The organism is Candidatus Latescibacterota bacterium (genome assembly GCA_020633725.1).
GTDB lineage: Bacteria > Krumholzibacteriota > Krumholzibacteriia > JACNKJ01 > JACNKJ01 > VGXI01.
The window spans coordinates 509,878-528,379 of the sequence record JACKDC010000001.1 but is presented as its reverse complement, the minus strand read 5'-3'; the positions used below and the strand labels follow the sequence as shown (position 1 = coordinate 528,379).

Annotated in this window: 22 protein-coding genes; 1 reads left to right on the top strand and 21 read right to left on the bottom strand. The window is 72.8% G+C overall.

Annotation, left to right across the window (positions count from 1 at the left end; genetic code table 11):
- Positions 1-37 precede the first annotated feature (37 nt).
- From rnc to rfaE1, 13 genes are all read right to left on the bottom strand, one after another.
- Positions 38-769, bottom strand: coding sequence for a ribonuclease III (gene rnc, locus H6693_02275; GenBank protein MCB9515000.1), 732 nt, complete (start codon positions 767-769; stop codon positions 38-40).
- Between the two features lie 103 nt (positions 770-872).
- Positions 873-2,120, bottom strand: a complete 1,248-nt coding sequence (gene fabF, locus H6693_02270; GenBank protein ID MCB9514999.1) for a beta-ketoacyl-ACP synthase II — start codon at positions 2,118-2,120, stop codon at positions 873-875.
- 53 nt (positions 2,121-2,173) lie between these two features.
- On the bottom strand, positions 2,174-2,416 hold the full coding sequence (acpP, locus tag H6693_02265; GenBank protein MCB9514998.1) for an acyl carrier protein: 243 nt from the start codon (positions 2,414-2,416) through the stop codon (positions 2,174-2,176).
- A 96-nt stretch (positions 2,417-2,512) separates the two neighbouring features.
- On the bottom strand, positions 2,513-3,262 hold the full coding sequence (gene fabG / locus H6693_02260) for a 3-oxoacyl-[acyl-carrier-protein] reductase (GenBank protein ID MCB9514997.1): 750 nt from the start codon (positions 3,260-3,262) through the stop codon (positions 2,513-2,515).
- 11 nt (positions 3,263-3,273) lie between these two features.
- Positions 3,274-4,221, bottom strand: coding sequence for an ACP S-malonyltransferase (gene fabD, locus H6693_02255; protein MCB9514996.1), 948 nt, complete (start codon positions 4,219-4,221; stop codon positions 3,274-3,276).
- A gap of 23 nt (positions 4,222-4,244) precedes the next feature.
- Positions 4,245-5,237 (bottom strand): ketoacyl-ACP synthase III, encoded by a 993-nt coding sequence (locus H6693_02250; GenBank protein ID MCB9514995.1) that lies wholly within the window; start codon positions 5,235-5,237, stop codon positions 4,245-4,247.
- Entirely contained in the window at positions 5,227-6,279 is a 1,053-nt protein-coding gene (plsX, locus tag H6693_02245; protein MCB9514994.1) for a phosphate acyltransferase PlsX, read from the bottom strand. Before plsX ends, H6693_02250 begins: the two co-directional genes overlap by 11 nt.
- A 5-nt stretch (positions 6,280-6,284) precedes the next feature.
- A complete protein-coding gene (gene rpmF / locus H6693_02240) occupies positions 6,285-6,473 on the bottom strand; it encodes a 50S ribosomal protein L32 (GenBank protein MCB9514993.1) in 189 nt (62 codons plus the stop codon).
- Between the two features lie 3 nt (positions 6,474-6,476).
- Positions 6,477-7,052: a DUF177 domain-containing protein gene (locus tag H6693_02235; protein MCB9514992.1), complete on the bottom strand. Its 576-nt coding sequence runs from the start codon at positions 7,050-7,052 to the stop codon at positions 6,477-6,479.
- 84 nt (positions 7,053-7,136) lie between these two features.
- A complete protein-coding gene (locus tag H6693_02230; protein MCB9514991.1) occupies positions 7,137-7,538 on the bottom strand; it encodes a nucleoside-diphosphate kinase in 402 nt (133 codons plus the stop codon).
- A 21-nt stretch (positions 7,539-7,559) separates the two neighbouring features.
- On the bottom strand, positions 7,560-8,432 hold the full coding sequence (gene sucD, locus H6693_02225; protein MCB9514990.1) for a succinate--CoA ligase subunit alpha: 873 nt from the start codon (positions 8,430-8,432) through the stop codon (positions 7,560-7,562).
- Positions 8,429-9,568, bottom strand: a complete 1,140-nt coding sequence (gene sucC / locus H6693_02220; protein ID MCB9514989.1) for an ADP-forming succinate--CoA ligase subunit beta — start codon at positions 9,566-9,568, stop codon at positions 8,429-8,431. The genes sucD and sucC overlap by 4 nt, the downstream gene beginning before the upstream one ends.
- A 43-nt stretch (positions 9,569-9,611) precedes the next feature.
- Positions 9,612-11,075, bottom strand: a complete 1,464-nt coding sequence (rfaE1, locus tag H6693_02215; GenBank protein MCB9514988.1) for a D-glycero-beta-D-manno-heptose-7-phosphate kinase — start codon at positions 11,073-11,075, stop codon at positions 9,612-9,614.
- 220 nt (positions 11,076-11,295) lie between these two features.
- Between rfaE1 and H6693_02210 the strand changes: the two genes are divergently transcribed.
- Positions 11,296-11,604, top strand: a complete 309-nt coding sequence (locus H6693_02210) for a DUF3467 domain-containing protein (protein ID MCB9514987.1) — start codon at positions 11,296-11,298, stop codon at positions 11,602-11,604.
- On the opposite strand, the gene H6693_02205 is transcribed toward H6693_02210, so the two are convergent.
- Genes H6693_02205 through H6693_02170 form a run of 8 tightly spaced genes read right to left on the bottom strand, consistent with a single transcriptional unit; the run spans position 11,601 to position 18,498 of the window.
- Positions 11,601-12,521, bottom strand: a complete 921-nt coding sequence (locus H6693_02205) for a lysophospholipid acyltransferase family protein (protein MCB9514986.1) — start codon at positions 12,519-12,521, stop codon at positions 11,601-11,603. The two genes, H6693_02210 and H6693_02205, sit on opposite strands and share 4 nt — an antisense overlap.
- A gap of 11 nt (positions 12,522-12,532) precedes the next feature.
- Positions 12,533-13,717, bottom strand: a complete 1,185-nt coding sequence (locus H6693_02200; protein ID MCB9514985.1) for a DNA-protecting protein DprA — start codon at positions 13,715-13,717, stop codon at positions 12,533-12,535.
- A gap of 51 nt (positions 13,718-13,768) precedes the next feature.
- Positions 13,769-14,668: a TIGR01777 family protein gene (locus H6693_02195; GenBank protein ID MCB9514984.1), complete on the bottom strand. Its 900-nt coding sequence runs from the start codon at positions 14,666-14,668 to the stop codon at positions 13,769-13,771.
- A 1-nt stretch (position 14,669) separates the two neighbouring features.
- Positions 14,670-15,692: a GTPase ObgE gene (obgE, locus tag H6693_02190; protein ID MCB9514983.1), complete on the bottom strand. Its 1,023-nt coding sequence runs from the start codon at positions 15,690-15,692 to the stop codon at positions 14,670-14,672.
- Complete coding sequence (locus H6693_02185; GenBank protein ID MCB9514982.1) at positions 15,692-16,885, bottom strand: pyridoxal phosphate-dependent aminotransferase; 1,194 nt, start codon at positions 16,883-16,885, stop codon at positions 15,692-15,694. The genes obgE and H6693_02185 overlap by 1 nt, the downstream gene beginning before the upstream one ends.
- 25 nt (positions 16,886-16,910) lie before the next feature.
- The gene (gene coaD / locus H6693_02180) at positions 16,911-17,414 is read right to left on the bottom strand and encodes a pantetheine-phosphate adenylyltransferase (protein MCB9514981.1); all 504 of its coding nucleotides are present in this window, start codon (positions 17,412-17,414) and stop codon (positions 16,911-16,913) included.
- Positions 17,411-17,956, bottom strand: a complete 546-nt coding sequence (locus tag H6693_02175) for an RsmD family RNA methyltransferase (GenBank protein ID MCB9514980.1) — start codon at positions 17,954-17,956, stop codon at positions 17,411-17,413. Before H6693_02175 ends, coaD begins: the two co-directional genes overlap by 4 nt.
- The gene (locus H6693_02170; protein MCB9514979.1) at positions 17,947-18,498 is read right to left on the bottom strand and encodes a shikimate kinase; all 552 of its coding nucleotides are present in this window, start codon (positions 18,496-18,498) and stop codon (positions 17,947-17,949) included. Before H6693_02170 ends, H6693_02175 begins: the two co-directional genes overlap by 10 nt.
- Between the last annotated feature and the right edge of the window lie 4 nt (positions 18,499-18,502).

Below are 18,502 nucleotides of genomic sequence, written 5' to 3'. Positions count from 1 at the left end.
CAGGCGGCCGGTCAAGCGAATTCCGGGTAAAGCCGGGCTAGTGGCCGGCGTCGGGCGCGTCCGTCGGCGGCGACGGGAAGCCGGCCGCGTCGTCGTCGAGGCGCTCGAGGGCGACGCGCGCGGCGTCCTGCTCCGCATCCTTCTTGCTGCGCCCGCTGCCTTCTCCCACCACCTCGCCCAGCACCAGGACTTCCACCTCGAAGTCCTTGGAGTGGTCGGGCCCGTGGGTGGCGCCGACGCGATAGCGCGGGGGCGTCTTGTAGACGGACTGCACGCGCTCCTGGAGCAGCGACTTGTAGTTGCGGTGGCTCTCGTCGGCGAGGAACTCCTCCTTGCGCGAGAGCACGCGCGCGGCCACGAGGCGCCGGGCGGGCGTGAGCCCGCCGTCGAGGTAGATCGCGCCGAGCACCGCCTCGAAGGCGTCCGCGAGGATCGAGTCGCGGCTGCGGCCGCCGCTCTCCTCCTCGTTGGCGCTGAGGCGCAGGACCGCGCCGAGCTCGAGATCCCCCGCCACGGACGCCAGCACGACGCGGCTCGCCAGCAGACTCTTGAGCTTGGTGAGGGAGCCTTCGTCCGCCTCGGGCAGCTCGCGCACCAGCGCGACGTTGATCGCGAGGCCCAGCACCGCGTCGCCGAGGAACTCGAGGCGCTCGTTGCTGGCCTGCCGCTCCATGCCCTCCTGGAAGGCGTAGGAGCGGTGGGTCAACGCGAGGAAGAGCAGCTCCGGATCCTTGAAGCGGTAGCCGAGCCGCTCCTGGAACCGCGCCAGCGCCTCGCTCTCGTCGGCCGAGAGCGTGGGGAAGAGCTTGCCCGGGAAGAGCTTTCGGAACCAGGCGCGAATGGCGGGGCCACCTTTCCTCTGGCGGAGGGCGTCAGCGCTCGCCCGGAGCCTTGCCCAGCAGCAGCACGATGTTGTGCCCGCCGAAGCCGAGGGAGGTGCTGATCGCCGCCTCCACCGCGTGCTTGATGGGCGTGTTGGGGACGTAGTCCAGGTCGCAGTCTGGATCCGGATGCTCGTAGTTCACGGTGGGCGGAATCTCCCCCCGCTGGAGCACCAGGGCGGTGATGCCCGCCTCCAGACCGCCGGCCGCGCCGAGCAGGTGTCCCGTCATGGACTTGGTGCTGCTGATCTTCAGCGACTTCGCGTGCGCGCCGAAGGCGTTGCGCATCGCCTGCGTCTCCACGCGGTCGTTGTAGGGCGTGCTGGTGCCGTGCGCGTTGACGTAACCCACGGCCTCCGGCGGCAAGCCGCCCTCGTGGAGCGCGCGCTGCATGGCGGCCGTCGCGCCGCGTCCCTCCGGATCGGGGGCAGTGATGTGATGCGCGTCGGCGGTCAGCCCCGCGCCGAGCAGCTCCGCGAGGATCGTCGCGCCGCGCGCCTTCGCGTGCGCGTAGTTCTCGAGGACCAGGATGCCGGCGCCCTCGCCCATGACGAAGCCGTCGCGCTCGGCGTCGAAGGGACGGCTGGCGCGGGTGGGATCGTCGTTGCGCGTGGACAGCGCCTTCATGTTGCCGAAGCCGGCGAGCGCCATGGGGCTGATGGTCGCCTCCGCGCCGCCCACCACCATCACGTCGGCCCGGCCCGCGCGGATCTGCAGCGCGCCGTCCGCGATGGCGTGCGCGCCCGTGGCGCAGGCGGAGACCACGCCGTAGTTGGGGCCGCGGAAGCCGTGCCGCATGGACACGAGCCCCGACGCGATGTCGCCGATCATCATCGGGATGAAGAAGGGACTCACCCGCCGCGGACCGCGCTCGATCAGCGCGCTGTGGTTCTCCTCGAAGCTCCACATGCCGCCGATGCCCGAGCCGATGATCACGCCGGTGCGCAGGCCGTCCGGCGGCTCGGCCAGCAGGCCGGCCTGCTCCAGCGCCTCCTCGGCCGCCACCAGCGCGAACTGCGCGAAGCGGTCGGTCTTCTTGCGTTCCTTGGGTTCGACGATCTCGCCTGGATCGAAGTCCTTCACCTCGGCGCCGATCTTCGCGGAGTAGCCCTCCGTGTCGAAGGCGCCGATGAGGCCTACGCCAGAGCGCCCGGCCAGCAGTGCTGACCAGGTCGCCTCGCGACCCTGACCGACGGGGCTGACCAGCCCCAGGCCGGTGACGACGACGCGGCTGTCCATGCTCGTCCTCCTGCGCTGACGGCGCCCCGCCGTCGCAGCGGGACGCAGCGGGGCTAGGCCTCGGAAACGGTGGCTTTCAGATACTCCACCACGGCCTGCACGTTGGTGAGCTTCTCGGCGTCCTCGTCCGAAATCTCCATCCCGAACTCTTCCTCGAAAGCCATGACCAGCTCGACGGTGTCCAGGGAGTCCGCGCCCAGGTCGTCGATGAAGGAGGCCGTCGGGGTGATCTGCTCGGGATTGACGCCCAGTTCCTTCTCGATGATCTGATGCACACGCTCTTCGATCGATGCCATGGATGCAACCTCCTGCATGGGCGCGGGGAACCCTCGCCCCTCGCCTGGAATGCCAACTCCTTAGGGGATCGCGTCCCCCGTGTCAAATGCAAAACCCTACATCACCATGCCGCCGTTGACGCCCAGCACCTGCCCGGTGATGTAGCGGCCGCCCGGTCCGAGCAGGAAGAGCACGGCCGCGGCCACGTCCTCCACCTCGCCCAGGCTGCCCAGGGGGATCGACGCCAGCAGGCTCGCCTTCACGTCGTCGGCGAGCCCGTCGGTCATGTCCGTGCGGATGAATCCCGGCGCCACCACGTTCGCCGTGACGCCGCGCGGCGCGAGCTCCTTGGCGAGGCTCTTGGTCAGACCGATGAGCCCGGCCTTGCTCGCCGCGTAGTTCACCTGGCCCGCGTTGCCGATCTGTCCCACCACGCTGCTGATGTTCACGATGCGCCCGGCCCGCTGCTTCATGAAGGGCCTGGCCAGCGCGCGGCAGAAGTGATACGCGCCGCCCAGGTTGACGTCCAGCACCCGCTGCCACTCCTCGGCCTTCATGCGCGCGAAGAGGTTGTCGCGCGTCAGCCCGGCGTTGTTGACGAGGAAGTCCACCTCGCCCATGGCGCCGCGGACGGCCTCCACCAGCGCGGCCACCTGTTCGCCGTCGCCGATGTCGCAGCCGAAGCCGCGCAGGTCCTCACCGCCGCCGAGCGCCGCCGCCGCCGCCTCGCCCCGCTCGGGGCTGCTGCCCACCAGGGCCACGCGGCAACCCCGCGCGCGCAGGGCCTTCACGATGCCCAGGCCGATGCCCCGGGTGCCGCCGGTCACGAGGGCCAGCTTGCCCATCAGCGCGTCGTCCGCCGCCATGGCCTCCTCCTTCACTCCGCGGCCCTGGCCCCGCTCGCGGCGAGCCAGTCGTCCAGGGCGGCCTTGTCGCCGAGCGACGCCACGCGCGCGCCGCGGTCGATGCGGCGCATGAGGCCCATCAGCACCTTGCCGGGGCCGACTTCCAGCGGGTCGGTCTCGTCCACCGTGCGCAGCGCCTGCATGGACTCCACCCAGAGCACGGGGCGCGTGAGCTGCTCGATGAGCAGTTCGCGCAGACGGTCGCCGTCGGTGGTGGGCGCGGCCGTCACGTTGGGGATGACCGGCGCCGACGCGTTCCTGAAGGGCGTCGCGCGCAGCGCCTCGCCGAGTTCCTCCGCCGCCGACGCCATGAGCGCCGAGTGGAACGCCCCGCTCACCGTGAGCGGCACCACCTTCGCCGCGCCCGCCGCGCTGCAGGCCGCCATGCCGCGCTCCACGGCGGCGACGGCCCCGCTGATCACGAGCTGCTCGGGGCTGTTGACGTTGGCGAGCTGCAGCACCTCGCCCTCGGCCGCCTCCGCGCAGCAGCGCTCGACGGCCTCGCGCGTGAGGCCCATCACCGCGGCCATCGTGCCGGGCGTCTTCTCGCCGCTGGCGAACATCAGGCGTCCGCGCAGGGCCACCAGCTCCAGCGCCCGCAGCGGTTCGATCACGCCGGCCGCCACCAGGGCGCTGTACTCCCCCAGGCTGTGACCGGCCACGACGCTCGGCGCCACCCCGTGCCGCGCCAGGTAGTCCTGGCAGGCGATGCTGACCAGCAGGATGGCCGGCTGCGCGTGGCGCGTCTCGGTGAGGCGCTCCAGCGGTCCCTCGAAGCAGAGCGCGCCGAGCGGCAGCTGCACGCGCGCCTCCGCGTCGGCGAAGAGCCGCGCGGTCGCGGCGTCCCCGGCGAAGAGCTCCTGGCCCATGCCCACGAACTGCGAGGCCTGGCCGGGAAAGATCATCGGGCGACGAAGCATGCGTCCTCCTTGCCTGCGCGCCGCTAGAGCCGCACGAGCGCGGCGCCCCAGGTCAGGCCGCCGCCGAAGGCGGCCATGAGCACCAGGTCGCCGGCCTTCACGCGGCCGTTGCGGCGCGCCTCGTCCAGCGCGATGGGAATCGATGCCGCGCTCGTGTTGCCGTAGTCCTGGATGTTGACGTAGACGCGCTCCGAGGGAATGTCGAGGCGGCTGGCGATCGCGTCGATGATGCGCGTGTTCGCCTGGTGCGGGATGAACAGCGCGACCTCCTCGGCCGCCACGCCCGCGTCCTCCAGCACCGCCATCGCCGCCGCGCCCATGTTGCGCACCGCGTGCTTGAAGACCTCGTTGCCCTTCATGTGGATCTTGTTCGTCCGCGCGGCGATGACCTCCGCCGTGGGCGGCGACGCGCTGCCCCCCTCCGGCGCGTTGAGCAGTTCCGTGAGCCGGCCGTCGCTGCGGCTGAAGGTGGCCAGCACGCCGCGCCCGTCGGGCTCGCCCGCCTCCAGCAGGACGGCGCCGGCGCCGTCGCCGAAGAGGACGCAGGTGCTCCGGTCCTTCCAGTTCGTCAGGCGGCTCAGGACCTCCGAGCCCACCACCAGCGCGCGCTTGCCCCGGCCCGACGCCAGCAGCGCCGTGGCCTGCTCGATGCCGAAGAGGAAGCCGCTGCAGGCCGCCGACAGGTCCCAGGCGGCCGCGCCCTCCGCGCCGATCTTGGCCTGCACGATGCAGGCCGTGCTGGGAAAGATGAGATCGCCGGTCACCGTGCCCACGAAGAGGTAGTCCACGTCGGCCGCGTCGCAGCCCGCCTCGGCGAGCGCGCGGCGGCAGGCCTCGGCGGCGAAGTCGCTGTTGTTCTCGTGGTCGGCGGCGATGTGCCGGCGCTTGATGCCCGTCCGCGTGGTGATCCACTCGTCGCTGGTGTCCACGATGCGGCTCAGGTCGTCGTTGGTGAGCACGCGCTCGGGGACGGCGTGTCCCGTTCCCACGAGGCGCACGCTGGGTCTAGGCGCCAAGACTTTCCCCCTGCGACTGGCGCTGCGACTGGCCCAGCAGCGCCTCCATGCGCTGGGCGGTGTGCAGCTCCTGGAAGCGCGCCGCCGTGCGCACGGCGTTCATGATCGCGAGCTCGTTGCTCTTGCCGTGGCTGATGATCACGGCGCCGCCCACGCCCATCAGCGGTGCGCCGCCGTGCTCGGCGTAGTCGAGGTCCTTGCGGATCCGCTGCTGGCCGCGGCGCAGGCCGTCCTTCATGAGCAGCGCGCCGAGCTTGCCGCGCAGCGTCCCGAGGACGCTCTCCTTCATGTGTCCCATCAGCAGCCGGGTGGTGTAGCCGACCATGCTCTCGGCCAGCTTCAGCACGACGTTGCCCGTGAAGCCGTCGCAGACCACCACGTCGGCCTCGCCGGCGAGGATGTCCGCGCCCTCCACGTTGCCCACGAAGTTCACGGGCGCGGCGGCCAGCAGCTCGTGCGCCTTGACGTAGAGCTCGCTGCCCTTGCTGCTCTCCTCGCCGATGTTGAGCAGGCCCACGCGTGGCTTCTCGCGGCGCAGCACCGCCTCGGCGAAGAGGCGGCCCATCACGCCGAACTGGGCGAGATGCTCGGGCTTGTTCTCGGAGTTCGCGCCCACGTCGAGGACGACGCAGCCGCCCTGCTTGCTGGGAAACCAGGTGGCGATGGCCGGACGCAGCACGCCGGGCAGGCGCCCCACGTGGAACATCGCGCCGGCCACCATGGCGCCGGTGGAGCCGGCGCTGACGATGCCGCCCACCTCGCCCGCCTTCAGATCGAGCATGCCGCGGACGATCGGCGAGTCCTTCTTCTTGCGCACCGCCGAGGCCGGCGACTCGCTCATCGCGATGGACTCGGTGGTGTGCACGATCTCGAAGCTGTCCGGGCCTTCGCCCTCTTCGGCGAGCACCACACGGATCGCGTCGGCGTCGCCGTAGAGGCGCAGCTCGGGCGCCGCATCGAGCTCGCGCCGGGCCTTGAGCGCGCCGCGTACGAGAACGGGAGGCCCGTGGTCGCCTCCCATCACATCCAAGGCGAGCTTCACGCCCCTCAGTCCGACTCGACCGTTTGCACCTGGCGGCCGGCGTACCAGCCGCAGTCCGGGCAGACCTGGTGGCTGGGCTTCATCTGACCGCAGTGGCTGCAGCGCACCAGGGTCGGCGTGCGCGCCGAGGCGAGCCAGACCGCACGGGTCATGCGCGAGCGCGAGCGGGACTTGCGCTTCTTGGGAAGAGCCATGAGCTACTCCTGTTCTTCACTGTCGTTCTGGTCCGCGGCCGTGGCCGCGGGACCCTTCGGAGCCTGCGCCTCGAGCCGCTGTTTCAGCGCCGCCAGGGGCCCCCAGCGGGGGTCCATGGCCGCTTCGCCCTCGCCGGCGGCGGCCTCCTCGGGGCCGTCGGGTCCGGGGCAGGGCCCCGCGTCGCCGTCCTCGCAGCTCAGCTGGATGGGCAGATCCAGCCAGAGCGCCTCCATCGCGGCGGCGGTCAGATCGAGTTCCTGGCTGCCCGGGGGCAGCACCACCACCGTGTCCTCGTCGTCGGGCTCGAGGTCCCCGGGAGAAGTGGCGAGCACCAGCAGCTGGAAGCTGCCCGTGAGGGCCCCCGCGAAGGCACGTCCGCAGCGGTCGCAGCGAAAGGGAAAGCTCGCCTCGACCTCAGCGCTCACGTACCAGCGTTCGCCGGCAGGGTCAACTCTGACTTCCAGCCTGGCCTCGCCGGGCTCCGCCCGGCCGGCGTCCTCGAGTTCCTTCAGGCGCACGGGACCCGTCAGGACGAAGTCCCGCGACTGCTCCTTGACGCTGCTGAGGAGGATCTTCACGGGACGCCCACGGCCCGCACAAGAGGGGGCATCATAGAACCGAACTGCTCCATTGTCAAGGTCTTGGCCGCCTCGGCGAAGGCCCTAGCCCCCGAAGATGATCCCCAGCTCCCGGGCCGCGGAGGCGTCCGAGTCGCTGGCGTGGACCCCGTTGTTCTGCAGGCTGCGCCCGAAGAGGTAGCGGATGGTGCCCGGCGACGCGTTCTCCGGGTTCGTGGCCCCCACCAGCGTGCGCAGGTCCGCGACCGCGTTGTCCTTTTCCAGGCGCACGGCCACCACCGGGCCGCCGCTGATGTAGGCCACCAGGTCGTCGTAGAAGCCCTTGCCCTCGTGCTCGGCGTAGAAGGCCCGCACCTGCGCGGCGCTGAGCCGCTTCATCTCCAAGGCCTTGATGGCAAAGCGGTTGGCGGTCAGCATGGCCAGGATCTCGCCGATCACCTGGTCGGCCACCAGCTCCGGCTTGATCATCAGGTAGGTTTCGCTCATGGCGGCAGTCCTCGTCGCGCGCTAGGGTTTGTAGATCTCGCTGAGCAAGGGCACGATGCGGCTCGGGATCTCGGCCACGGGCACGCCCGCCGCCTGGAGGCTGGCGATCTTGTCCGCCGCGGTGCCCGAGCCCCCGGCGATGATGGCGCCGGCGTGGCCCATCCGCTTGCCGGGAGGCGCCGTCTGGCCGGCGATGAAGGCCACCACGGGGATGTCCATCCGCTCCTTGATGAAGGTCGCGGCCTCCTCCTCGTCGGTGCCGCCGATCTCGCCGATCATCACCACGGCCTCGGTCTCCGGGTCAGCCTGGAAGCCCGCGAGGCAGTCGATGAAGTTGGTCCCGATCACCGGGTCGCCGCCGATGCCGATGCAGGTGGACTGGCCCAGCCCCGCCTGCGTCAGGTGGTAGACGACCTCGTAGGTCAACGTGCCCGAGCGGCTCACCAGGCCCACGCGGCCCGGCTTGACGATGCTCCCGGGCATGATGCCCACCTTGCACTGCCCGGGCGTGATGGCGCCGGGGCAGTTGGGACCGATCAGGCGCACGCCGGCCGCGCGCACCCGCGGCATGACCGCGTTCATGTCGCGCACGGGAATCCCCTCGGTGATGCAGACCACCGTCTGCACCCCCGCGGCCACGGACTCGAGCACCGCGTCCGCCGCGACGCTCGCGGGGACGAAGATCACGCTCGTGTTCGCGCCCGCCTGCTCGACCGCCTCGGCCACCGTGTCGTAGACCGGCACGCCGTAGGCTTCCTGGCCGCCCTTGCCCGGCGTCACGCCGGCCACGATCTTCGTGCCGTAGGCCTGCATCTGCTCGGTGTGGAAACCGCCGTCGCGCCCGGTGATGCCCTGCACCACCACGCGCGTGTCGTTGTCGATGAAGATGCTCACGCCGCTTCCCCCCGAGCCAGGGCGATCGCCTTCTGGACCGCCTCGTCCATGCTGTCCGCGCCGACGAGCTCCGTGGCGGCCAGCAGCTGCTTGGCCTCGGCCTCGTTGGTGCCCACCAGGCGCACCACCACCGGCAGCTTCAGGTCCATCTTGCTCTTGGCCGCGATGATGCCGCGGGCCACGTCGTCGCAGCGGGTGATGCCGCCGAAGATGTTGAAGAGGATCGCCTTCACGTTGCGATCGCGCGTGATGATCTCGAGCGCCTTCACCACCTTGTCCGGATTCGAGCTGCCGCCGATGTCCAGGAAGTTGGCCGGCTGCCCGCCGTAGTGCTTCACCAGGTCCATCGTGGCCATGGCCAGGCCGGCGCCGTTGACCAGGCAGCCCACGTCGCCCTCGAGCTTCACGAAGCTCAGGCCGGCCACGCGGGCCTCGTCCTCTTCGGGCGTGGTCTCCGCCGGATCGCGCCAGCCGGCGATCTCGTTCTGACGGTAGAGGGCGTTGTCGTCGAGGACCATCTTGCCGTCCACCGCCCAGACCTCGCCGGTGGGCGTTTCCACCAGCGGGTTGATCTCGGCGAGGTTGGCGTCGGCGTCGCGATAGGCCGCCCAGAGCCGCTGCAGGATGTCGGCCATCCTGAGCGCCACGCGCCCCGTGGCCACGCGGAAGGCCACGCGCCGCGCCTCGTAGGCGGTCAGCCCGGCCACCGGGTCGATGCTGTGCTTGATGATCTGCTCGGGGGCGGAGCTGGCCACCTCCTCGATGTCCATGCCGCCCGCCGCCGAGACCATCAGCGTGGCCCGCTGGGCCGCGCGATCCTGCACGATGCCCAGGTAGTACTCGGCCTTGATGTCCACGGCCCGTGTCACCAGCAGCCGCTTCACCGTGAGGCCCTTGATCTCCATGCCCAGGATCTGGTCGGCCTTGTCGCGGGCCTCGTCGTAGCTGCCGGCGAGCTTGACGCCGCCGGCCTTGCCGCGGCCGCCCACCAGCACCTGCGCCTTCACCACCACCATGCCGCCCAGTTCGCGCGCGCGCTCCTTCGCCTCCTCGGGCGTGCGCACGACGTGGCCGTCGGGCACGGGAATGCCCTGCCGGCGGAACAGCTCCTTGGCCTGATACTCGTGAATCTTCACACAGCACTCCTCCGCTGTGAGCGCGCGCGGCGCCGCCGACGGGTCAGCGGGCGGGACCGCGGGCGCTCCCCTCTTTCTCGTTCCGTAGACTGCGGGTCGTCGAATGGCCGGGCAGCATGCCCACGCGGTGCACGCGCCCGCCCCAGCCCTTCACCTCGGCCGCGCCGACGATCGCGTCCTCGGCGTACTCGTCGCCCTTGACGAGCACCGCCGGGCGCACGGCGCGGATCAGCTCGAGCGGCGTGTCCTCGTCGAAGACGGACACCGCGTCCACCGAGCGCAGGTGCGCCAGCAGGCGCGCGCGATCGTCCTCGCCGTGGACGGGCCGGCTCTCGCCCTTGAGGCGACGCACCGAGGCATCGCCGTTCAGACCCACGAGCAGCAGCTCGCCCTGCTCGGCCGCCTCGGCCAGCAGGGTGCGATGCCCTTCGTGGAGAATGTCGAAGCAGCCGTTGGTGAAGACCACGCGCTGTCCGCGTTCCCGGGCGCGGGCGGCCCAGGCGGCGGCCTCCTCGCGGCTGAGGATCAGGGCCTCGCGGCCGTCCTGCTCGGGTTCGCGCAGGCGTTCGTCCAGCACGGCCGCCAGCAGCTGCTCGGGGCGCACGGCGGCCGTGCCCACCTCGGCCACGACCAGGCCCGCCGCGTGGTTGGCCAGCACGGCGCCCTCGTCGAGCCCCGCGCCGGCGGCGAGCGCCAGCGCGAGCGTGGCCACGACGGTGTCCCCGGCGCCGGTGACGTCGTAGACGCGCCGCGCCTTCGCGGGAAAGCGACGCTGCTCGGCCCCCGGCGTGAACAGGGCGATGCCGCCCTCGCCGAGGGTGATCATCAGCGCCTTCACGCCGAGGCGTTCCAGGAGGCCGCGCCCCACGCGCTCCACGTCGTCGTCGCTGCGGATCGGCAGCCCGAAGGAGCCGCCGGCCTCGGCCTTGTTCGGGGTGACGAGATCCACGCCGCGGTAGGCGGCGAAGTGGCCCTCCTTGGGATCCACCACCACGGGCACCCCGCGCGCGGCGGCGGCCCGTACGACCGCGGCCACGAGGGCGTCCACCAGCACCCCCTTGCCGTAGTCGGAGAGCACGACGGCGCGGCACTCGGCCACGAGGGCGGCGGCGCGCGCTTCGAGCGCGGCGAGGACGTCCCCCGCGGCCGGACGGCGATCCTCGTCGTCCACGCGGCAGATCTGCTGCCCCGCGCCGAGGATGCGCGTCTTCACCGTGCTGGGCCGCGCGGGATCCACCACCAGGTCGCCCGCCGGGATGCCGTGCGCTTCGAGGGTGGCCGCCAGCTGGACGCCGGCCTCGTCGTCGCCGCGAATCCCCAGGAGACGCGGCCGTCCCCCCAGCGCCGCGACGTTGCGCGCCACGTTGGCGGCACCGCCCAGCCGATGCTCCCGCTCCCGCACGGCCACCACCGGCACCGGCCCCTCGGGGCTGATGCGCTCCACCGAGCCCTTGAGGTAGACGTCGAGCATGAGATCGCCGAGGACCAGCACCGGCAGGCCCTGCATGCCGTCCAGGAGCCGGCGGAGTCGATCCAGGCTGGGAGACTGCGAATCCATGCTTCCTCGGGGGCGTGCGCCGGCTCGGCGCGGAGGGCCGCAAAAGAGTGGCCGCAAAGTATCACCGGCCCCCCGGGGTGTCAAGAAAGGGGCTGGCGCCGCCCGAAAGCGCGTGCTTACATGGCGCGGAAGGCCCCAACCGCCACGCACACGCAGGAACGAGGACGCCATGGCCGACCCCAAGCAGCCCGCCACGACCCGCATCGAGATCGATCTCGGCGACGCCGACGAGCACTACGCGAACATCACGCTCGTGAACCAGTCCAGCAACGAGTTCATCCTGGACTTCGCCCGCCTGATGCCCGGCCGGCCCAAGGCCCAGGTGCACGCGCGGGTCATCATGGCGCCGGCCAACGTGAAGGCCCTGCTGCGCGGCCTGCAGCAGCACGTCCAGCGCTACGAGGAACTGCACGGCGCGCTGCCCGAGCCGGGCAACCAGACGCCGTCCGCGGGCTTCTCGGAGCCCGGCCGCGCCTAGTTCGCCGCCTGCGCCACGCGCCGCGGGAGGCCGTCCTCCCCGCGCGGCGCGCGCTTCCAGCGCTTGTGCAGCCAGAACCAGTGCTCCGGATGGCGACGCACCACCGCCTCCAGACGCGCGGTGTGCGCGGCCGTGAGCGCGAGCACCGCCGCGTCCGTGGGCTTGCCCTCGGGCCAGAGCGGGGCGTCGAAGATCACGCGGAAGCGCTTGCCCTCGCGCACCAGGAAGCTCGGCAGGATGGGCGCGCCCGTGGCCAGGCTGAGGTAGGCCGAGCCCGGATGCGTGAGACTCTCCATGCCGAAGAAGGGCACGACGATCCCGTGCCAGCGCGCCTCCTGGTCGCCCTGCACCCCCACGCCGTGTCCCGCGCGCAGCGCCTTCATCACCGCGCGCAGGCCCATGCCCCGGTGCTCCACCGGAAAGCCGAGCGAGCGGCGCAGGTCGTTCATGGCCGCGTCCACGCCCGGGTTGGCGAGGTCGCCCACCAGCAGGTGCACCGGCAGGCCCAGCGCCTGCGTCGCCAGCGCCAGCAGCTCCCAGTTGCCGAAGTGCGCTGCGAGGAAGAGCACGCCCTTGCCGGCTGCGCGCGCCGCCTCCAGATGCTCGAGGCCGCTGTAGTCCACGCGCTCGAGCACGCGGCGGCGTCGAAAGGCGGGCAGGGCGAAGTACTCCCAGTAGCTGCGGCCGAACTGCGCGTAGCAGTCCGCGGCGATGCGCCGGCGCTCGGCCTCGGTCGTGCGCTCGCCCAGGGCCAGACGCAGGTTCTCGAGCGTCACGCGGCGGCGGACGCGCAGCACGTGGAAGGCGAAGCGCCCCATCAGCGCTCCGGTCCCGCTGATCCACGACCAGGGGAAGAGCGAACCCAGGGCCAGCCCGCCGCGCACCAGCGCGAATTCGATGCGGTGCTTGAGTCGCATGGTGTCGCAGTCTAGTCCACGCGCGGCCCGCCATCAATCGTCGCCGCCGGCGCGGCGGCATCGGTCACGCGAAAGCGCCCGCCGCCCAGACGTTCCACCGCGCCCTCGCGCTCCCAGTCGGCCAGCCGTTCCAGGGTCTCGGTGATGAGCCAGCCGCTGCGCGCCGAGAGGCGCTCGGCGTCCAGCACGCCCTCGCGCGCGCAGCGCGCGGGCGTCCAGGTCTCGCCGTTCGCGTGCCCCGGCCCCGCCGACTCGCCCCAGAGCACCGGCAGGTCCTCGGGACCCAGCAGCAGGTGGCAGCCCTCGGCGAGCAGGCGGTTGCTCCCGCCCGCCGAGGGATTGAGTGGACTGGCGGGCACCGCGCCCAGTTCCCGGCCCAGGGCCTGGCTCTCGCGCGCCGTATGCAGCGCGCCGCTGCGCGACCCCGCCTCCACCACCACGAGCGCCACCCCCAGCGCCGCGATCAGCCGGTTGCGCCGCGGAAAGTGGAAGGGCAGCGGCGGCGCGCCCGGCGGGAACTCGCTGAGGAGTCCGCCGGCTGCCACCACCGCCTCGGCCAGCGCGCCCGCCTCGGGCGGATAGACCCGGTCGAGCCCGCAGCCCAGGACGCCCCAGCTGGGCCCCTGCTCCAGGCTGCCGCGCTGGGCGGCCTGGTCGATGCCCCGGGCGAGCCCGCTGACCACGGGCCGTCCCGCCGCGGCGGCCGCGCGCCCGAGCCGCCGCGCCATCTCCAGCCCCTGTCCGCTGGCCCGACGGCTGCCTACGATCGCCAGCAGCGGCTCGCCCTCGCCAGGCAGCCGCCCGCGGTAGTAGAGCAGCGGCGGCGGATCGGGGAGCTGTCCCAGGGCGGCGGGGTAGTCCGCGCCCCCGAAGGGGCTCACGCGGATGTCGAGCCGCCGGCAGGTCTCCGCCTGGCCGCGCAGCACCCCGGGCGACGGCAGGTCCTGCGGCGCGGGCTCGCGGCGCAGGATTTCCAGCCAGCGGGGCGGCGGCGTCCCCAGGGCCACCAGTTCGGCGAGGCGCGCCGGCTGGTAGAGCAGGCGCTGGGAGAGCTCGAGTTGATCGACGTCCGGATGCAGGGCACACCTCCGGCCGGACAGCGCAAGCGCTGCGCCGGCGACGCCAGGATCGGCATCGCGCGTCGTGGCATGGGCTTGGGCGGATCCGTCGAGGCGGCGTCGAGGTCGGAGCGACAACGGCGGCGTCGGTTTCGCCGGCCCGTGACAACGCCGTGGACGGGCGAGCGACTAGAGGACGTCCGCCAGCGCGTCGTCCAGGCGGGGGTGCCGCCACGTGAAGCCTGCGGCCTCCAACCGCCCCGGATGGACGGCGGCGCTGGCCAGCAGGGCCGCGTCGGCCATCTCGCCCAGGAGCAGGCGCAGCGCGAAGGCCGGCGCGGGGAGCAGGGCGGGGCGGTGCAGCGCGCGGCCCAGCGCCCGCGCGAAGTCACGCTGGCGCACGGGAGCCGGCGAGACCAGGTTCACCGGCCCGGCGAGGGATTCGTTCGCGAGCGCGAAGCGGACGGCGCGCGTCGCGTCCTCCAGGGACAGCCAGCTCAGCCACTGCCGGCCGCTGCCCAGCGGACCGCCCAGGCCCAGGCGGAAGATCGGCAGCATGCGGCCCAGCGCGCCGCCTTCGGCCCCCAGCAAGACGCCGAAGCGCAGGTGGACGACGCGGATCCCCGCGGCGGCGGCGGGCGACGCGGCCGCCTCCCAGTCCCGGCACAGCGCCGGGAAGAAGCCCTGGCCCGCGGCGCTGCCCTCGTCGAGGCGCTCGTCGCCGCGGTCGCCGTAGAAGCCGACGGCCGAGGCGCAGAGCAGCGCCCGCGGCGGGCGCGCGCAGGTCGCCAGGCGGCTGGCGAGGAGGGCGCTGCTGCCGACGCGGCTCGTCCGCAGGCGCGCCTTGCGCGCGGCGTTCCAGCGGCCGGCGGCGATGTTCTCCCCCGACAGGTGGATCACGGCGTCCAGACCCTCGAGCGCGGCGGCGTCCAGGTCGCCGCGGGCGGGGTCCCAGCGGAGCTCGCCGGGGCCGCGCGGTGCGCGGCGCAGCAGGCGGGTCAGGGTGTGGCCGTCGGCCGCCAGCGCGGTCAGCAGCGCGCCGCCCAGCATGCCGCTGGCGCCGGAGAGCGCGATGCGCAGGGGCGTCATCTCAGAGGGTGGGGATCGGGGAGTGGCCGGGGCGGTCGCCCTCCCCGGGCGGGGTGACGTGGCGATCCAGCACGTGACGCAGCGCGTCCAGGCCGGCGCCGGTCACCGCGCTGATGGCGAGGTAGCCCACGCGCTCCTCGAGCCCGGACGGGCGGGGCGGCGTCTCGCCGCCGAGCAGGTCCAGCTTGCTCAGCACGAAGAGGCGCTCCTTCTCGAGCAGGGCGGGTTCGTGGGCTTCGAGCTCGCCGAGCAGGGTCAGGTAGTCGGCCAGGGGGTCGTCCGCGCTGCCGTCCACCAGCACCAGCAACACGCGGCAGCGCTCGACGTGCCGCAGGAACTCCTTGCCCAGTCCCCTGCCGTCGCTGGCGCCCTCGATGAGGCCGGGGACGTCGGCCATCACCAGGCTGCGGTACTGGGACGTGCGCACGAGGCCGAGGTTCGGCTCGAGCGTGGTGAAGGGGTAGTCGGCGATCTTGGGACGGGCGTCGGAGAGCGAGGCCAGCAGCGTCGACTTGCCCGCGTTGGGCAGGCCGACCAGGCCCACGTCGGCGATGAGCTTCAGCTCGAGCTCCAGGGTCAGCTCCTCGGCCGCACCGCCCGGCGTGAACTTCTGCGGCGCCTGGTGGATGGAGCTCTTGAAGCGCGCGTTGCCGTGGCCCCCCTTGCCGCCCTTCGCCACGAGCAGGCGCTGGCCCGGCTCCACCAGGTCGCCGAGGACCGCGTCCTCCTCCACGTCGCGGACCACCGTGCCGGGCGGCACGGGGACGACGGCGTCCTGCCCGCTCTTGCCGCTCTTCTCCGAGCCCTGGCCCGGGCGGCCGTTCTCGGCCTGATAGCTGTTGCGGTAGCGCAGGTCGAGCAGCGTGTGCATGCGGGGATCGACCTCGAGCACGACGTCGCCGCCGCGGCCGCCATCGCCCCCCGACGGCCCGCCGCGCGGCACGAACTTCTCGCGCCGAAAGGCCACGCAGCCGTCGCCTCCGCGACCGCTGCGCACACGGATCACCACGCGGTCGACGAGCATCAGACCACGACGCCCACGAAGCGCTCGAGGCGATCGAAGGCCGCCGTCAGCTCGTCGTCGGAGGCCGCGAAGGACAGCCGCGCCCAGCCGGGCATGCCGAAGGCATCGCCGGGCACCAGGGCCAGGCCCTCCGCTTCGAGCAGCGCCGTGCAGAACTCCTGGCCGTCGGCCCAGCCGCGCTGCTCGCAGAGCGGCATGGTGTCGAAGAACAGGTAGAAGGCTCCGCGCGGTTCGATGAAGGGCAGCCCCACCTTGCGCATGCGCTCCACGCAGAGCGAGCGGCGGCGCGCGAAGGCCTGCCGCATGGGCTCCACGGACTCGCGCCCCTCGCCCAGCGCGGCCAGCGCCGCGCGCTGGCTGATCTGCGACGGGCTCGACAGCGCCTGGCTCTGGTAGCTCGCCAGCGCCTTGATCAGCCCCGCCTCGGCGATGGCGTAGCCGAGGCGCCAGCCGGTCATCGCGTAGCTCTTCGAGAAGCCCGACACCAGCACCGTCCGCTCGGGCAGCCACGCGGCCAGGTTGTAGCAGGACTGGTGCGGCGTGTCGCCGTAGACCAGGTCTTCGTAGATCTCGTCGGCGATGAGGATGAGATCCTTCTCGCGCACCACCGCGGTGATCGCCTCCAGCTCGGCGCGCGTGTAGACGGCCCCGCTCGGGTTCGTCGGGTTGTTCAGCAGCAGCGCCTTGGCCCGCGGGCCCGCCGCTTCCGCGAGGCGCCGCGCGTCCAGCTTGTGGTCGCTCGCGTAGTCGGTGGGCACGGCCACCGGCACGCCGCCCTTCATCGTCACCATGGCGGCGTAGCTCACCCAGTAGGGCACGGGGAAGAGCACCTCGTCCCCCGGCTCCAGCAGGATGCACATGAGGTAGTAGAGCAGCGGCTTCGCGCCGCTGGACACGCAGACGTTCTCCGCCGCCAGCGGCAAGCCGAGGCGCTGGGCGTAGAACTCCGCGATCGCCTTGCGCAGCGCCGGCTCGCCCGCCGCCGCGGTGTAGCGCGTGGCCCCGGTGCGGATCGCCGCGATCCCGGCCTCGGCCACCGGCGCGGGCGTGCGGAAGTCCGGCTCGCCGGCGGTGAGCGAGATGATGTCGCGTCCCTCGCTCTTCAGCCGGGCGGCCAGCGCCGTGACCGCCAGGGTCTTGGACGGCTCCACCGCGCGGCCGATGCTGTTCAACTTGTCACTGAAGCGCTCCATGGCTCCTCCTCCGGTCACGGCCGTCTCAGTCGGACGACGTCCCCAGCGCCTGCAGCCGAGCCAGCACCGCCGGCGGCACGAAGGCCGACACGTCGCCGCCGTAGCGGAAGATCTCCTTCACCAGGGAGCTGCTCACGGAGAGGAAGGGCTCGCTGGGCATCATGAAGATCGTCTCGAAGGTCGGCAGCAGCTTGCGGTTGGTCAGGGCCATCACCAGTTCGTATTCGAAGTCGCTGAACGCGCGCACGCCACGGAGGACGGCGTTCACCTTCAGCGTGCGCACCTGCTCGGTGAGCAGGGTGTCGAAGCTCAGGACGCGCAGGCCGTCCATCGTGGCCGTCACCGTCTCCATGAGCGCGAGGCGGTCGGCCAACGGTAGCAAGGTACGCTTTTCGCGGTTTTCCGCCACCGCCACCACGAGATCGTCGCAGAGGGGCAGCGCGCGCTGGATCAGGTCGAGATGCCCCAGCGTCGGCGGGTCGAAGGTGCCGGGGTAGAGCCAGCGTCGGACGGCCGGGGTGGGTGTCATGGCGCCTCGCCTCCTCGCAGCAGGGTGACGCGCGTGTCGCCGAAGCGCAGCACGCGCTCGATGACGAGGCCCGCGGGCGCGTCCACGTCCCGGTCCTCGCTCTCGTAGACGACCCGCGCCGGCCGCCGCTCGGCCAGCGCCGCCAGCAGCGCGGGTCCCAGGGGCTCGCCGTAGGGCGGGTCGAGGAAGACCAGCCCCGGCGCCGGCGACGGCCACTGGCGCCGGACGAAGTCCACGGCCTCGGCCCGCCGCACCGCCATCGCGAGCTCCGGCGCGGCCGCCCGCAGCGGCGCCAGGTTGCGCTCGAGCACGGCCAGGCTGGGCGCGGAGCGGTCCACGAAGAGCGCCGCCGCCGCGCCCCGGCTCAGCGCCTCGATGCCCAGCGCGCCGGTGCCGCAGCAGAGATCCAGCACGCGGACGCCGGCGAGCGCGGGCTCCAGCACCGCGAAGAGCCGTTCGCGCACGCGGTCGCTCGTGGGGCGCACGCCCGGCGGCGCGGGGGCCAGACGGCGTCCCTTGAAGCGCCCGGCGATCACGCGCACGGCGGCGCCTCCTCCCCCTCGGCCGCGCGGGCGGCGGCGAGGATACGGCGGCTCAGCTGCTCGCGCAAGCGGCGCCGGTCCATCTCCGCCTCGCGGGACCCCAGCGGCAGGACGAGCCGCGCCAGCCCCCGGTAGAGCGGCACCCGGCGCTCCCAGCGCTCGCGCAGCGCCGTCTCGCCACCCGCCGCCAGCGGCCGGCTGGCGGGCCGCGCCAGGATCCGCGCGGCGAGCAGCGGCCACTCCCAGTCCAGGTAGACGCAGAAGCCCGCGCCCAGCAGCGCGCGGTTCGACGGGTCCTCCACCGCGCCGCCGCCGGTGGCCAGCACGAGGTCGCGCCGGCCCTCCAGCGCACGCAGTGCGGCGTGCTCCTCCTCGCGGAAGGCGCGCTCCCCCACGAGCGCGAAGAGATCGGGGACGGTCAGTCCGCTGCGCCGCTCCACCTCCTGGTCCAGGTCGAGGAAGGGCAGTCCGCCGCGGCGCGCGATCGCGGGTCCCAGGCTGCTCTTGCCCGCGGCCATGAAGCCCAGCAGGTGGATGCGCACGGCG

Excerpts from the sequence above, each read along its gene's own strand:
- obgE (MCB9514983.1), bottom strand. The coding sequence starts at position 15,692 with ATGCTCGTCGACCGCGTGGTGATCCGTGTGCGCAGCGGTCGCGGAGGC.
- fabG (MCB9514997.1), bottom strand. The coding sequence starts at position 3,262 with ATGGCGGCGGACGACGCGCTGATGGGCAAGCTGGCCCTCGTGACCGGC.
- coaD (MCB9514981.1), bottom strand. The coding sequence starts at position 17,414 with ATGACACCCACCCCGGCCGTCCGACGCTGGCTCTACCCCGGCACCTTC.
- H6693_02210 (MCB9514987.1), top strand. The coding sequence starts at position 11,296 with ATGGCCGACCCCAAGCAGCCCGCCACGACCCGCATCGAGATCGATCTC.
- H6693_02230 (MCB9514991.1), bottom strand. The coding sequence starts at position 7,538 with ATGAGCGAAACCTACCTGATGATCAAGCCGGAGCTGGTGGCCGACCAG.
- H6693_02195 (MCB9514984.1), bottom strand. The coding sequence starts at position 14,668 with ATGACGCCCCTGCGCATCGCGCTCTCCGGCGCCAGCGGCATGCTGGGC.
- rfaE1 (MCB9514988.1), bottom strand. The coding sequence starts at position 11,075 with ATGCAGGGCCTGCCGGTGCTGGTCCTCGGCGATCTCATGCTCGACGTC.
- H6693_02205 (MCB9514986.1), bottom strand. The coding sequence starts at position 12,521 with ATGCGACTCAAGCACCGCATCGAATTCGCGCTGGTGCGCGGCGGGCTG.
- fabD (MCB9514996.1), bottom strand. The coding sequence starts at position 4,221 with ATGCTTCGTCGCCCGATGATCTTTCCCGGCCAGGCCTCGCAGTTCGTG.
- acpP (MCB9514998.1), bottom strand. The coding sequence starts at position 2,416 with ATGGCATCGATCGAAGAGCGTGTGCATCAGATCATCGAGAAGGAACTG.
- H6693_02185 (MCB9514982.1), bottom strand. The coding sequence starts at position 16,885 with ATGGAGCGCTTCAGTGACAAGTTGAACAGCATCGGCCGCGCGGTGGAG.
- fabF (MCB9514999.1), bottom strand. The coding sequence starts at position 2,120 with ATGGACAGCCGCGTCGTCGTCACCGGCCTGGGGCTGGTCAGCCCCGTC.
- rpmF (MCB9514993.1), bottom strand. The coding sequence starts at position 6,473 with ATGGCTCTTCCCAAGAAGCGCAAGTCCCGCTCGCGCTCGCGCATGACC.